This window comes from Rhizobium halophilum (genome assembly GCF_021648825.1).
In the GTDB taxonomy this organism is placed as follows: domain Bacteria; phylum Pseudomonadota; class Alphaproteobacteria; order Rhizobiales; family Rhizobiaceae; genus Neorhizobium; species Neorhizobium halophilum.
Map to the genome: position 1 here is coordinate 1 of NZ_JAKJHS010000028.1, position 12542 is coordinate 12542.

Sequence of the window (12542 nt, forward strand, 5' to 3'; positions counted from 1 at the left end):
CATCGACAATCCGTTCGGCACGAGGTTGTCACCCATGTCTTAGGTACAAACCGTTACCTATGTGTCCGGGTCGGACATTTCCGGAACTGGAGCGGGTGAAGGGAATCGAACCCTCGTCGTCAGCTTGGGAAGCTGCTGCTCTACCATTGAGCTACACCCGCGACGGGAGGCAGAGTTCTCCTAGTTCGCGGCTCCTGTCAAGCACCCATAAGCGCCGATGCCGGTGTGTCTCAGCCAAGCCGGAAGTGCTTCGAGAGCTTGAGGCCCTGGGCCTGATAGTTGGAGCCTAGGCCCACGCCATAGAGCGCCTGCGGCCTTTCCAGCATGTTCTCGTAGACAAGCCGCCCGACGATTTGGCCGTCCTCGAGGATGAAGGGCACTTCATGGCTGCGCACCTCCAGCACCGCGCGACTTCCCTTTCCGCCAGCTTGGGCGTGGCCAAAGCCCGGGTCGAAGAAGCCGGCGTAATGAACCCGAAATTCGCCCACGAGCGGATCGAAGGGCGTCATCTCCGCGGCAAAAAGCGGCGGCACATGCACTGCTTCGCGGGAGACGAGGATGTAGAACTCGTCCGGGTCGAGGATCAAATCATTGCGGCCTCGGCTATAGAGAGGCTCCCAGAAATCGAAGATGTCGTGCTGGGCCTTCTTGTCTACATCAACCACGGCGGTGTGGTGTTTGCCGCGGTAGCCGATCAAGCCGTCCTTATCCCCCGTCAGATCAATCGACAGGGCAATCCCGCCGCCACTGACATTGGGATCGCTCGATGCCACCAGCGTTTCCGCCTGATGCAGCTCCAGCAGTTCCGGCTCGTTCAGCACGGCATTGCCGACGCGAAAGCGGATCTGCGAGAGCCTTGAACCGCGACGCACGACGATCGGGAAAGTGCGTGGGCTGATTTCCAGGTAAAGCGGCCCGGAATAGCCCGCCGGGATCTTGTCGAACTCCTGCGCATAATCGGTAATGACGCGCGTGAAGATATCGAGCCGCCCGGTGGAGCTTTTAGGGTTCGCCGAGGCCGACATCTCCGCCGGAAGATCCAAGCTTTCCATCAAAGGCACGATGTAGACGCACCCCGTTTCCAGAACGGCGCCTTCCGAAAGGTCGACCACGTGGAGTTTCAGCCTGTCCAACTTGTCCGACACCCGGCTGTTGGGACCCGGCATGAAGCTTGCCCGCACGCGAAACGCCTTCGCCCCCAGGCGCAGGTCCAGACTCGCAGGTTGAACCTGGTCGGCATCCAGCCTCTTTTCAGACAGGAGGCGCCCGCTCTCAAACAGTGCCGTAATGGCCCGGTCCGCCAGAATGCCCGTGGTCCTTGTCATGGTGTTGCCCCTCGCTTGCCCGGACAAAACCAAATGGCAGCCATTGACGCAAGCGGAGACCGAGAGTATGGCAGATTTATCCCGTGGTGATTTGGCCGGTCGGCTTGCAGCCACGTTAAACAAGTGGCTAAAGAGACCGGGGTGAGACCGGTCTGCTTTTCGCACGGCCGGTTTTTTTGTGTCTGAAAGGTGCATGCGCATGTCGAAGAATTGGCGCCCCGCAACCCAGCTCGTTCACGGTGGAACGCTCCGGTCGCAATACGGAGAAACGTCGGAAGCCATCTACCTGACTCAAGGCTTCGTCTACGAGACCGCGGAAGCAGCAGAGGCACGCTTCAAGGGGGAGACCGAGGGCTTCATCTATGCCCGCTACGGCAGCCCGACCAATGACATGTTCGAGAAGCGGATGTGCATGCTGGAAGGCGCCGAGGATGCCCGTGCGACCGCTTCGGGCATGGCCGCCGTTGCCGCTGCTATCCTCTGCCAGTTGAAGGCGGGGGATCATATCGTCGCCGCCCGTGCCCTCTTCGGCTCCTGCCGCTGGGTGGTGGAGACGCTGGCACCGAAGTACGGCATCGAATGCACACTGGTGGACGGGCGCTTCCTGGAGAACTGGGAAAAGGCGATCCAGAAGAACACCAAGCTCTTTTTCCTCGAAAGCCCGACTAATCCCACCCTGGAGGTCGTTGATATTGCAGGTGTGGCGAAACTCGCCAACCAGATCAGCGCCAAGGTGGTGGTCGACAACGTGTTCGCCACACCGCTCTTCCAGAAGCCGCTGGAGCTTGGCGCCCATATCGTTGTTTATTCCGCCACCAAGCACATCGACGGACAGGGGCGCTGCCTTGGTGGGGTCGTGCTGTCCGACACCGAGTGGGTGACGGAGCATCTGCAGGACTATTTCCGCCATACCGGACCGGCCATGTCTCCGTTCAACGCCTGGACGCTGCTCAAGGGGATCGAGACGCTTCCGCTGCGCGTGAAACAACAGACGGAGAACGCAGCCAAGATCGCCGATTTCCTGGCCGAGCAGAAGCAGGTGGCGAAGGTGATATATCCGGGGCGGGCCGATCATCCGCAGGCGGATGTCATCGCGCGCCAGATGAGCGGCGGCTCGACGCTGGTTTGCCTTGAACTCAAGGGCGGCAAGGAGGCGGCGTTCGCGCTGCAGAATGCACTGGGGGTGGTCAAGATCTCCAACAATCTCGGCGATGCCAAGAGCCTGATCACGCATCCGGCCACGACGACGCACAAGAACCTTTCCGACGAAGCGCGTGCGGAACTCGGCATATCTCCGGGTACGCTGCGGCTTTCGGCAGGAATAGAAGATACACAGGATCTGCTAGAGGACTTCGCCCGCGCTTTGGAGAGGATGCCGGGCTGACGCTTCCTCCGAGAGCCGCCCTTAAGGTTTCCAGTTATCCTTAACTCGAGAATGGGCGGTGAAGGCCGGCTGGACGGGCTCCCTTTCCTTGACGGGCGCCACAAGCTGTACGATATCCGAGTCCGGATCATCAACAAGTGCCGCGTTATGTACCGGGCTCGCACCAGAGACATCGAAGTCGTCGTAGAACCCTTTTATCTGGAGGAGCAATCCTATCCGGAGGAGAGCCGCTACGTCTGGGGCTACCATATCGTGATCGAGAACCAATCCTCCTCGACGGTGCGCTTGACACACCGGTACTGGCATATAACCGACCAGAGCGGTCTCGTCGATGAGGTCGAGGGGCCGGGGGTCGTGGGGGAACAGCCGCGTCTGGCTCCAGGCGACAGGTATGAGTATTCGTCCGGCTGCCCGCTGGACACGCCATCCGGCGTCATGTTCGGGCACTATCGGATGGAGACGGACGAAGGCGAGGCCTTCGATGTCGAAATCCCCGCCTTCTCGCTTGATTCTCCCGGCCTCGTGCGCGTCCTCAACTGACATTCATCAGCAGGCTCTGGTCAGGCCGCAGCGAACTCCTCTGCCTTATACCGGTATGTCGTTGAGCAGAACTCGCAGGTAACCGCAATCTCCCCATCCTCCTCGCTCGCTTGGATCTCCTCCGCACTGAAACCCTCCAGCACGCTCTTGATCTTCTCGCGCGAGCAACTGCATCGGTCGGCAACCGACTGCGGTTGGTAAACGCGCACGCCGCGCTCGTGGAAGAGCCGGAACAGCAGCCGTTCGATAGGCACCTGCGGATCGGTCAATTCGTCCGTGTCGATGGTCTCGACCATCATGCGCGCTTCCGTCCAGGCGTCGTCGTCACTTTGGTCGTGACCACGCTCGTCGCCGTCGCCGCCATGAAGGTCCGGCTGGCGCATCCGCTCGGGCGCTTGCGGGAGGAACTGGGCCACAAGGCCACCAGCGCGCCAGTTGTGGCGAGGCCTCCCCGACGGATCGCGATCCAGTAGTTCGGCCACCCCGAGGCGCACCTTGGTGGGGATCTGCTCTGACTGACGGAAATAGACGCCGGCAATTTCCTCTAGCGACGAACCATCGAGCGGTACGATGCCCTGGTAAGGCTGCATGTTATGACCATGATCGATCGTGAATGCGAGGACACCGCTGCCAAGCAATTCGGGCGGCGAAATCCGGCCTGCGGCAACCGACTCTGCCAACGCGTCCTCGTCATAGCGAGCATAGGCGCGCAGGCTGTTGGGCGTCGAGAAATCCGCCACAAGAAGGTCGACCGGCCCATCGCCCTTCGTCTGCACGGTGAACTTGCCTTCGAACTTCAGCGACGTGCCAAGAAGCGCGGTCAAGACGATGGCTTCAGCGAGCAGCCGTGCGACGGGTGCCGGATAGTCGTGCCGCCCGAGAATGGAGTTCAGCAGTGGCCCAAGCTGCACGGCTCGACCGCGCACGTCCAAACCCTCCACCTGGAAGGGAACTACACGGTCGTCGCCGGCAAAATCGAGATCCTTGAGTTCAACTGTGGCTTCCGCCATGGCTTGCTCCTTCGCGCCGTGTCCTGCTTCTACACATGGGCGGGTCCGGGCGGAACCGCTGCGGCGCAAAAATCATCGGCGATGGGTGTGAGGCGCGGCCTGGGTCACGGCCGCGCTAACGAAAGCCGACAGATGGGGGCGCTTTTCCGGCAAATCAAGACTTGGCGTCAGACGGCGCCGAAGCACCATGCGAGGATCGACTTCTGCGCATGCAGACGGTTCTCAGCTTCATCGAAGACCACGGACTGAGGTCCGTCAATCACATCGTTCGTCACCTCTTCACCTCGATGAGCGGGCAGGCAATGCATGAAGAGCGCATCCTTTTCCGCCTGCTTCATCAACTGCGCGTTGACCTGATAGGGTTGGAAGATGTTGTGGCCCCGCGCCTTGTGCTCCTGGTTCATGGACACCCAGGTGTCCGTCACAACGCAATCGGCCCCTGCCACCGCACGTTCGGCATCATGGCAAAGCATGATGTCGCCGCCATTGTTGCGGGCCCAGTTTAGGAATTTGTCGGAAGGCTCGGAGCCCATGGGTACTGCCATATTCATGCGGTAGCCGAAGCGGGCAGCGCCCTCGACGAGCGAATGCAGCACGTTGTTGCCATCTCCGGTCCAGGCGATGGTTTTGCCCCTGACCGGCCCGCGGTGCTCTTCGAACGTCATGATGTCGGCCATGATCTGGCAAGGGTGGGTATCATCTGTCAGCGCATTGATGACGGGGACGGTGGCATGTTCGGCCATTTCGAGCATGCGGGCGTGGTCTGTCGTGCGGATCATGATTGCATCGACATAGCGCGACAGAACGCGCGCCGTATCGCCAATGGTTTCAGCCCTGCCAAGCTGCATTTCAGTCCCAGACAGGAAAAGAGTCTCACCGCCGAGCTGGCGCATACCCACGTCAAAGGAGACGCGGGTGCGGGTGGAGGGCTTCTCGAAGATCATCGCCAGCATCTTGCCTGCGAGCGGCTTGTCTGCAGTACCGGCCTTTGTCGCCTGCTTGCGTGTCTTGGCATCCTCCAGGATGGTCCGCAGATCGACTTCAGAAACGGCAGAGATATCAAGAAAATGCTTTGGTGACGCCATGTCGTTCAACGAGGACGAGTTGCCCTCCACTCCTTACGCGGTTTTCTTCAGGTCCGACTTAGTCAGCTTTTCGGCGGCACGCTCAATACGGGCAAGCCCCTCGCGCGCCTCCGCGGCGGTGACGACCAGCGGCGGCAGAAGCCGGATTACATTGTCTCCGGCTCCGACCGCGAGCAGGCGCTCGTCACGCATGGCCATCAGCAGGTCCGTATTCATCACCTTTGCCTTGATACCAAGCATCAGGCCATCGCCACGGATCTCCTCGATCACATCGGGGAACCTATCCTTCAGACCTTCGAGGCCCTGACGGAAGACGAGCGCCACGTCCCGTACATGTTCCAGGAACCCTTCGGCGAGAACTACATCCAGCACCGCATTGCCCACCGCCATGGCCAACGGGTTTCCGCCGTAGGTGGTGCCGTGCGTGCCGGGCTTCATTCCGCCTGCGGCCTCTTCCGTCGCAAGGCAGGCACCGAGCGGGAAGCCGCCGCCGATGCCTTTGGCGACGGCCATGATGTCCGGCGTGACACCCGACCACTCGTGGGCGAAGAACTTGCCGGTGCGTCCGACGCCGCACTGAACCTCATCCAGGATCAGAAGCAAACCGTGCTCGTCGCAGAGCTCTCGCACAGCCCGCATGAATTCGTTGGAAACGCGACGCAGGCCGCCTTCCCCCTGGACCGGCTCCATCAGGATGGCAGCCGTGGCCTCCGTGATCGCAGCCTTTACCGCCTCCAGGTCGCCAAAGGGAACCTGATCGAAACCTTGCACCTTGGGGCCGAAGCCCTCCAGATACTTGGCCTGCCCGCCAGCAGCGATGGTCGCAAGCGTACGGCCATGGAATGCCCCCTCGAAGGTGATGACATGGAAGCGGTCGGGACGACCCTTGCTGAACTGGTAGCGGCGCGCTGTCTTGATCGCGCACTCCAGAGCCTCGGCCCCTGAATTGGTGAAGAAGACCTTATCTGCAAAGGTGGCTTCCGTCAGCCGCCGCGCAAGTTTTTCCTGACCAGGAACATCATAGAGGTTCGACAGGTGCCAGAGCTTGTCGGCCTGGTCCTTTAGCGCCGCGACGAGGTGCGGATGCGCATGCCCCAAAGAATTGACCGCAATGCCCGCGGCGAAATCCATGTAGCGGTCGCCGGTTTCAGTCGTCAGCCAAACCCCCTCGCCACGCTCAAAGCGGAGCGGGACGCGGTTATAGGTTTCGAACAGCGCAGGCCCAGCCATCACGACAACTCCTTCGGCAGTGCCGCCGATACAGCGGGCGGCAAAATCAAAATGCCGCCCTGTGGGCGGCGTGCGCACTATCTCTATTTCGCCGCGATGTGTCAACAAAACGGGCTTCCTCTGCAGGCGCTGCGGATGTGACAAAAATGACTCGCTTCAAAAGCAAGTTGGGGAAAACCGCGAAATCGATTCGTCGCGATTCCTGCGACTCTTGCCACCGAGTCTGCCGAACAGTAGGTTGTCCTCAACAACTAGACTGCATGCGGCGGAACTAGTCACCCAAAGCCTAGATATAGTGGCTGGCGCGAAATGCAATCGCGCCAACGGGGAGGGATTCTGCATGCCGAAACACGTTCAATAGGCGGAGAACGGGCATGAACTGGACAGATGAGCGCGTCGAGAAACTGAAGAGGCTTTGGGCTGAAGGCCTGAGCGCCAGTCAGATCGCAGCACAACTGGGCGGCGTCAGCCGCAATGCCGTGATCGGCAAGGTCCATCGACTGAACCTGCCCGGTCGCGCCAAGGCAGGTGGCACGCCGGCTGCAGCACGCAATCCCAAGCGCGCCGCAAGCCCCGCTCGTCCCGCCAATTACCCGGCACGCGTTGCAACCCGCACCGTACCGCGGGCAGTGGGCGCCACGGCTCTGAAGGAAGACCACGAACTGGATACCATCCAAGAGATGGAGTACATCCCGGCCTCCAATGTCGTGGTGCCGATTTCGCGCAAGCTCTCTCTTACCGATCTTACCGAGCGCACCTGCAAGTGGCCCGTCGGCGACCCGCTGAAGGACGACTTCCATTTCTGTGGTGTGGATGCGGCGGACGCGTCCCCCTATTGCAGCTATCATGCAAAACTTGCCTACCAGCCGGTGGCGGAACGGCGCAGAGCCGCGGCTCGCGCTTAAACGCAACGCAACGCAACCAGAGAACGGGCTTCGGCCCGTTTTTTGTGCCTTCATCTGCTGACGGTTTGGCTCGGATGGCCTGGGAACAGCAGCCGGCCGAGACGATGATATCATCCTTCCTTAGAAGCGGACGGTAAACCGGCTGCCCTTCCCGACTTCGGAGCTCACGATAAGACGTGCCCGGTGTCGCGTCAGGATGTGCTTGACGATAGCGAGCCCCAATCCCGTTCCCTTTTTCGACCTGCTGTCGGTGACGCTCACTCGGTAGAAACGCTCCGTCAGGCGCGGCACATGCTCCAACGGAATTCCCGGGCCGTGATCCTGAACCGTGACCTCAACCGGGCCGGGATCACTGGCTGTGAGATAGACGTCTACCCGCTCCCCCTCCTGGCCATATTTGCACGCGTTTTCGATCAGGTTTTCGAAGACCTGGACAAGCTCGTCCCGATCCCCCGTCACTTCGACGGGCGCGGGGGGAAGATGAAGATCAATCTCGACACCCAGATCCTCTGCCAGCGGCACAAGGGAGTCTCGAACATGCGACAGGAGCGGCACGAGGTCGACCGTTCCTTCCGGAGCAAGATTCGCTTTCAGTTCGAGGCGTGATAGCGAGAGGAGGTCGTCTACGAGGCGGCTCATGCGCGTCGCCTGATCAAGCATGATGGCAAGGAACCGTTCCTGCGCCTTTGGATCGGACTTTGCCGGGCCTTGGAGAGTCTCGATGAAGCCTCGCAGGGATGCCAGCGGGGTGCGAAGCTCATGGCTCGCATTCGCCACGAAGTCGCTCCGCATCCGATCGAGCCGGCGGAGCTCCGAGATATCGCGGAACGAGAGCAAATAGATCCTGTCTAAGCCCTGTCCGGACGGTATTTCGATCGGGGCTATCCGAGCCAGGAATACTTGCTGAGAGGGCAACCGCTCCGCGTGCTCGATCTGGTTTGGCTTCCCCGTGGAGAGCGTTTCGCGGACCATGTCCAGAACAGCGGGTGAGCGCAGTCTCGCAGACAGATGCACCCCTACCGGCAAGGCTCCCCACACTCGGTCGGATGCCTTGTTCTGGAAGAGCACATTTGCTTCACGGTCCAAAAGCAGTGACGCGGTATCTGTCGCCTCAAGCGTTGCGGAGACATATGCAAGCGGATCGATTGTCTCCGGCAGATCCGGCGACTGTGAAGAAGGCGGCGCATCCGGCTCAAGGGATCGGTCTGTAACGAGTGCCAAGCCTGAAAGAACAAACCACCCCAGCGCTGCCTGCCATAGAGGAACACCGGCGACCACACCCAGAGTTGCAGCCAATGAAAGCGCAAGCAGCAGCAGCCACGCGCCTCCGAACCGCCTGCTTAGCCACGTCCCCCACTCAGACACCATGAATGAATCACCTCCCGCTCCCAAAGCCCGGCTCTTAATCCGCCCACATGACAGATATACATCGACGGCCGGCGCATGAAGGATATTTTGAACCGGGCAGGTGCGCTGCGCATTGGGGTCTCCAGTCAGCCAGAAGGGTAAGCTTGATGGAAAGCAGCAAACAGGACCGAACGGTGACGCTGGAGATCGACGGCCGCCAACGCTCATTCGATATCGATGATCCCAGGCTCCCGGATTGGGTTCAGGATGCAGCCCTTGCGTCAGGTGGCTATCCGTACGACGTGAAGATGAACAAGGACGCGTACAAGAAGGCGCTGGAGGCTCTCCAGATCGAACTGGTGAAGCTGCAGTTCTGGCTGAACGCCAGCGGCAAACGGTTGATAGCATTGTTCGAGGGACGTGACGCCGCGGGCAAGGGCGGCACCATCTTTGCAATACGCGCCTACCTCAATCCTCGATCGGCGCATGTGGTGGCGCTCTCCAAGCCAAGCGATATCGAGGCCGGTCAATGGTACTTCCAGCGGTATGTGCAGCATTTTCCGACGGCCGGTGAAATCGTGCTGTTTGATCGCTCCTGGTATAACCGCGGTGTGGTAGAGCCCGTCATGGGTTTTTGCTCGAACGAGCAGTGCGCGAGGTTTCTCGAGGAGGCGCCACGTTTTGAGCAGATGATTATCGATGAGGGCATCTATTTCTTCAAGTTCTGGCTGAACATCGGGCAGGAGATGCAGTTGAAGCGTTTCCATGATCGGCGGCATGATCCACTGAAGATCTGGAAGCTATCGCCCATGGACATAGCCGCGCTGACAAAATGGGAGGATTTCACCAGGGCGCGCGATCGCATGCTGGACAAGACGCACACGCCGCATGCGCCCTGGACGGTCATCAGGGCGAACGACAAGCGGCGCGCGCGCGTCAACGCCATCCGCCATCTGCTTTTGTCGATCGACTATGACGGCCGCGACCGAGACGCAATCGGGGAAATCGATCGCAACATCCTCGACCATGGCCCTGCGCTGCTAGCCTAGAGCAGGCCGGGCCGGGCAGCTACTGCCCCGGCAGGATCCGCACGGCATAGAGGAGTATCTCGCTGCTGCCGGCGGCACTACTCGTCGTCAGCAACAAGTGGCCGGAAGCGTCCGCAGCACTCGTTTCCGCGAAGGTGACGCGGAACAGCGCCTCGGCCTTTTCCTGATGCGCCGTGAATCGGTGGCGGGGGCAAGTGCCCAAACTGCCAAAGTCGCACGAGATTGCGAATTCAACTGCGGCATCAGCGGCGGATTGTACGGTCAGCGCCATGGTCGACGTGCGGCCGGCCAGTTGCCGTAGAATATCGACAGGCACCGCCACCATGATTTCTCCCTCGGCTCCGGCTACAAGGGAAAGGCGCACCGCCGGCCCGCTCGCAGTGTCGGCAGGCTCCAACTGCGCCGCGCCAGACGCCTCTACGGCACCCGCATCGCTCCCATCAAAGATCAAAAGCCAGTCTTCGGAGAAGCCCACCTGAGGGCCGAGGCCCTGGCCGTTCTGCTGGTTGAGCGACGACCGGTTGGCTGCCTCGATCGCCTGCTCCATCGACTGCCGGACCAGGCCCGAGGAATAGGCCCACCAGGCGGCGGCTGCGATCAAGGCAAGGAAGACAAGCCATGCGGCCAGCACGGGCATCAGGCTGCGCCGTCGCCGAGGCGAGCTTGAACGTGTCGATGAGTTGGTCAACGCGGAAGGATCCGTTGAACGCCGATGCCGGCCCTTGATGCGCGCACCCGGAGATGCGCCATCAACCCTCGTCTCCCCATGCACGTCTTGAGACATCTTGCCAGGCGCAGCATCGGTGCGATCTGCGCGCAAGGCGCCAAGGCTTGATGGATCGCCGGCCTCTGTTCGATCAGCGTAATGCCACTCGTCCCGCGTTGCACCACCTAAAGCGAAGGCCTCCGCGGAGGCGCCGCCGGCTGAGGGCTGTTGCTGCACATTTCGTAGCTCATGCGCCTCCGGTACCGGAGCGGGAACCTGAGGGGTAGCCGGTGTTGGCGCCGGTGTCTGCGCGCGTTGCTCCTCTTCCTCAATCTCCCGGATCTTTGTCTCCAGGCGCTGGCGTTGGGTGGCGATAATCTGGACGTCCGTCACGCCCTGTTTCGAAAGGCCGGACTCCAGAGCCTGCCGCGCTGACTGGTAGATCTGCGCACGGATCGCCGGGTTGCCGCGGTCGGACTTCTCCAACGCATTTCTGATCGCTGTTTCCAAGCCGCTCAATGATATTCCTGCCTGTATCGTCTCGAACGAAGCCCCTGATTTACATTTCGGTAATCTTTCCGCTCGTGAACTGCAAGCTCCCGATCCCGCAGAATCGGGCCGCCTTCCCCCGGAGCCGACAAGAGCTCTGCAGAGCATCTTTTCCGGAGCGCTCGGTTCTGGTAGGCATATTGACGTTTGCGTAAACGTCACTGGAGGAGGATCCATGCTGCCGCCTATCCTGAAGGAAAAGCTTCGCCTGCCGGTCGTTGCGTCGCCATTGTTCATCATTTCCCACCCTGCGTTGACGCTCGCGCAGTGCAAGGCCGGCGTGGTCGGCGCCTTCCCCGCACTCAATGCGCGTCCGGAAAGTCAACTCGACGAATGGCTCGCAATGGTCACGGAAGAGCTTGCCGCCCATGATGCGGCTCATCCTGATCGCCCGGCCGCCCCCTTCGCCGTTAACCAGATCGTGCACACCTCTAACAAGCGGCTGGAGCACGACTTGATGATGTGCGTGAAGTACAAGGTGCCGATCGTTATCTCTTCACTCGGCGCGGTTCCGGAAGTGAATGCAGCAGTGCACTCCTACGGCGGCATCGTGTTGCACGACGTAATCAACAACAGGCATGCCAACTCTGCAGTTCGCAAGGGTGCAGACGGGTTGATTGCAGTCGCAACCGGAGCCGGCGGTCATGCCGGCACGCTGTCTCCATTCGCGCTCGTCCAGGAGATCCGCGAATGGTTTGATGGCCCGCTGCTGCTTGCCGGCGCCATCGGCACCGGCGACGCCATCCTGGCGGCACAGGCGATGGGAGCGGACATGGCCTATATCGGCACGCCCTTCATCGCCACGGAGGAAGCTCGCGCGGTTAACCCCTACAAGGAGATGATCGCGCAGTCCCAGGCCGCCGACATCGTGTATTCCAACTACTTCACCGGCATCCACGGCAATTACCTGAAGGGATCGATCCTGGCATCCGGCATGGATCCCGACAACCTTCCCCTTGCCGATCCCTCCAAGATGGATTTCGACAAGGCGACCACCGGCGCCAAGGCTTGGAAAGACATCTGGGGCGCCGGCCAAGGCGTCGGGTCGGTCAAGGCGGTCGTTCCCGTCGCGGATCTGGTCGATCGGCTGGAGCAGGAATACCGGGACGCACGGACGCGCATCTGCGCCTGAAGGCGCCGCTGGAGGGTCAACGCGAAAATTCGGTGGCCGCGAAATCGCGGCTTGAAATCGCCGATCTTTGCCTGTATCAGCCGCATCACGTTGCAGCCGGCTACGAGCCGCTGCAGAGGCCGCTTTAGCTCAGGTGGTAGAGCACATCATTCGTAATGATGGGGTCGCAGGTTCGAGTCCTGCAAGCGGCACCATTTCTTGCTTGTCCGACCCGGACACATAGGTAACGGTTTGTACCTAAGACATGGGTGACAACCTCGTGCCGAACGGATTGTCGATG

The 12542-nt window shown here is 60.9% G+C and carries 11 protein-coding genes, 2 tRNA genes and 1 riboswitch; of the genes, 6 read left to right on the forward strand and 7 right to left on the reverse strand.

Features of this window, described 5'->3' with window-relative positions; all coding sequences use genetic code 11:
• Nucleotides 1-87: 87 nt before the first annotated feature.
• Nucleotides 88-161, reverse strand: a tRNA-Gly gene (locus LXM96_RS21060).
• 69 nt (nt 162-230) lie between these two features.
• A complete protein-coding gene (locus LXM96_RS21065) occupies nt 231-1325 on the reverse strand; it encodes a 2'-deoxycytidine 5'-triphosphate deaminase (RefSeq protein ID WP_240000521.1) in 1095 nt (364 codons plus the stop codon).
• 73 nt (nt 1326-1398) lie between these two features.
• Nucleotides 1399-1477, forward strand: a riboswitch (SAM riboswitch).
• A 47-nt stretch (nt 1478-1524) separates the two neighbouring features.
• Here LXM96_RS21065 and LXM96_RS21070 point away from each other — a divergent pair.
• Together LXM96_RS21070 and apaG are read left to right on the forward strand one after the other, a co-directional pair.
• Nucleotides 1525-2709, forward strand: coding sequence for an O-succinylhomoserine sulfhydrylase (locus tag LXM96_RS21070; RefSeq protein ID WP_240000522.1), 1185 nt, complete (start codon nt 1525-1527; stop codon nt 2707-2709).
• A gap of 147 nt (nt 2710-2856) precedes the next feature.
• A complete protein-coding gene (apaG, locus tag LXM96_RS21075; protein WP_240000531.1) occupies nt 2857-3249 on the forward strand; it encodes a Co2+/Mg2+ efflux protein ApaG in 393 nt (130 codons plus the stop codon).
• A 20-nt stretch (nt 3250-3269) separates the two neighbouring features.
• Here the strand turns inward: apaG and LXM96_RS21080 are convergent, their stop codons facing one another.
• From LXM96_RS21080 to LXM96_RS21090, 3 genes are all read right to left on the reverse strand, one after another.
• Nucleotides 3270-4259: an Hsp33 family molecular chaperone gene (locus tag LXM96_RS21080; protein ID WP_240000523.1), complete on the reverse strand. Its 990-nt coding sequence runs from the start codon at nt 4257-4259 to the stop codon at nt 3270-3272.
• A gap of 167 nt (nt 4260-4426) precedes the next feature.
• Nucleotides 4427-5344, reverse strand: coding sequence for an ornithine carbamoyltransferase (argF, locus tag LXM96_RS21085; protein ID WP_240000524.1), 918 nt, complete (start codon nt 5342-5344; stop codon nt 4427-4429).
• Nucleotides 5345-5377: 33 nt separating this feature from the next.
• The gene (locus tag LXM96_RS21090) at nt 5378-6574 is read right to left on the reverse strand and encodes an aspartate aminotransferase family protein (RefSeq protein WP_240000525.1); all 1197 of its coding nucleotides are present in this window, start codon (nt 6572-6574) and stop codon (nt 5378-5380) included.
• 374 nt (nt 6575-6948) lie between these two features.
• On the opposite strand from LXM96_RS21090, the gene LXM96_RS21095 reads away from it, so the two are divergent.
• Complete coding sequence (locus LXM96_RS21095) at nt 6949-7479, forward strand: GcrA family cell cycle regulator (protein WP_240000526.1); 531 nt, start codon at nt 6949-6951, stop codon at nt 7477-7479.
• A gap of 120 nt (nt 7480-7599) precedes the next feature.
• Here LXM96_RS21095 and phoR read toward each other — a convergent pair whose 3' ends face one another.
• Nucleotides 7600-8847 (reverse strand): phosphate regulon sensor histidine kinase PhoR, encoded by a 1248-nt coding sequence (phoR, locus tag LXM96_RS21100; RefSeq protein WP_240000527.1) that lies wholly within the window; start codon nt 8845-8847, stop codon nt 7600-7602.
• Between the two features lie 146 nt (nt 8848-8993).
• Between phoR and ppk2 the strand changes: the two genes are divergently transcribed.
• Entirely contained in the window at nt 8994-9875 is an 882-nt protein-coding gene (gene ppk2, locus LXM96_RS21105; RefSeq protein WP_240000528.1) for a polyphosphate kinase 2, read from the forward strand.
• A gap of 19 nt (nt 9876-9894) precedes the next feature.
• Here ppk2 and LXM96_RS21110 read toward each other — a convergent pair whose 3' ends face one another.
• Complete coding sequence (locus tag LXM96_RS21110) at nt 9895-11100, reverse strand: hypothetical protein (RefSeq protein ID WP_240000529.1); 1206 nt, start codon at nt 11098-11100, stop codon at nt 9895-9897.
• Nucleotides 11101-11305: 205 nt separating this feature from the next.
• On the opposite strand from LXM96_RS21110, the gene LXM96_RS21115 reads away from it, so the two are divergent.
• Complete coding sequence (locus LXM96_RS21115; RefSeq protein WP_240000530.1) at nt 11306-12262, forward strand: NAD(P)H-dependent flavin oxidoreductase; 957 nt, start codon at nt 11306-11308, stop codon at nt 12260-12262.
• A gap of 118 nt (nt 12263-12380) precedes the next feature.
• Nucleotides 12381-12456: transfer RNA gene (locus tag LXM96_RS21120), tRNA-Thr, on the forward strand.
• The last annotated feature ends 86 nt before the right edge of the window (nt 12457-12542 follow it).

Excerpts from the sequence above, each read along its gene's own strand:
- LXM96_RS21065 (WP_240000521.1), bottom strand. The coding sequence starts at position 1,325 with ATGACAAGGACCACGGGCATTCTGGCGGACCGGGCCATTACGGCACTG.
- LXM96_RS21080 (WP_240000523.1), bottom strand. The coding sequence starts at position 4,259 with ATGGCGGAAGCCACAGTTGAACTCAAGGATCTCGATTTTGCCGGCGAC.
- LXM96_RS21070 (WP_240000522.1), top strand. The coding sequence starts at position 1,525 with ATGTCGAAGAATTGGCGCCCCGCAACCCAGCTCGTTCACGGTGGAACG.
- apaG (WP_240000531.1), top strand. The coding sequence starts at position 2,857 with ATGTACCGGGCTCGCACCAGAGACATCGAAGTCGTCGTAGAACCCTTT.
- phoR (WP_240000527.1), bottom strand. The coding sequence starts at position 8,847 with ATGGTGTCTGAGTGGGGGACGTGGCTAAGCAGGCGGTTCGGAGGCGCG.
- LXM96_RS21095 (WP_240000526.1), top strand. The coding sequence starts at position 6,949 with ATGAACTGGACAGATGAGCGCGTCGAGAAACTGAAGAGGCTTTGGGCT.
- argF (WP_240000524.1), bottom strand. The coding sequence starts at position 5,344 with ATGGCGTCACCAAAGCATTTTCTTGATATCTCTGCCGTTTCTGAAGTC.
- ppk2 (WP_240000528.1), top strand. The coding sequence starts at position 8,994 with ATGGAAAGCAGCAAACAGGACCGAACGGTGACGCTGGAGATCGACGGC.
- LXM96_RS21090 (WP_240000525.1), bottom strand. The coding sequence starts at position 6,574 with ATGGCTGGGCCTGCGCTGTTCGAAACCTATAACCGCGTCCCGCTCCGC.
- LXM96_RS21115 (WP_240000530.1), top strand. The coding sequence starts at position 11,306 with ATGCTGCCGCCTATCCTGAAGGAAAAGCTTCGCCTGCCGGTCGTTGCG.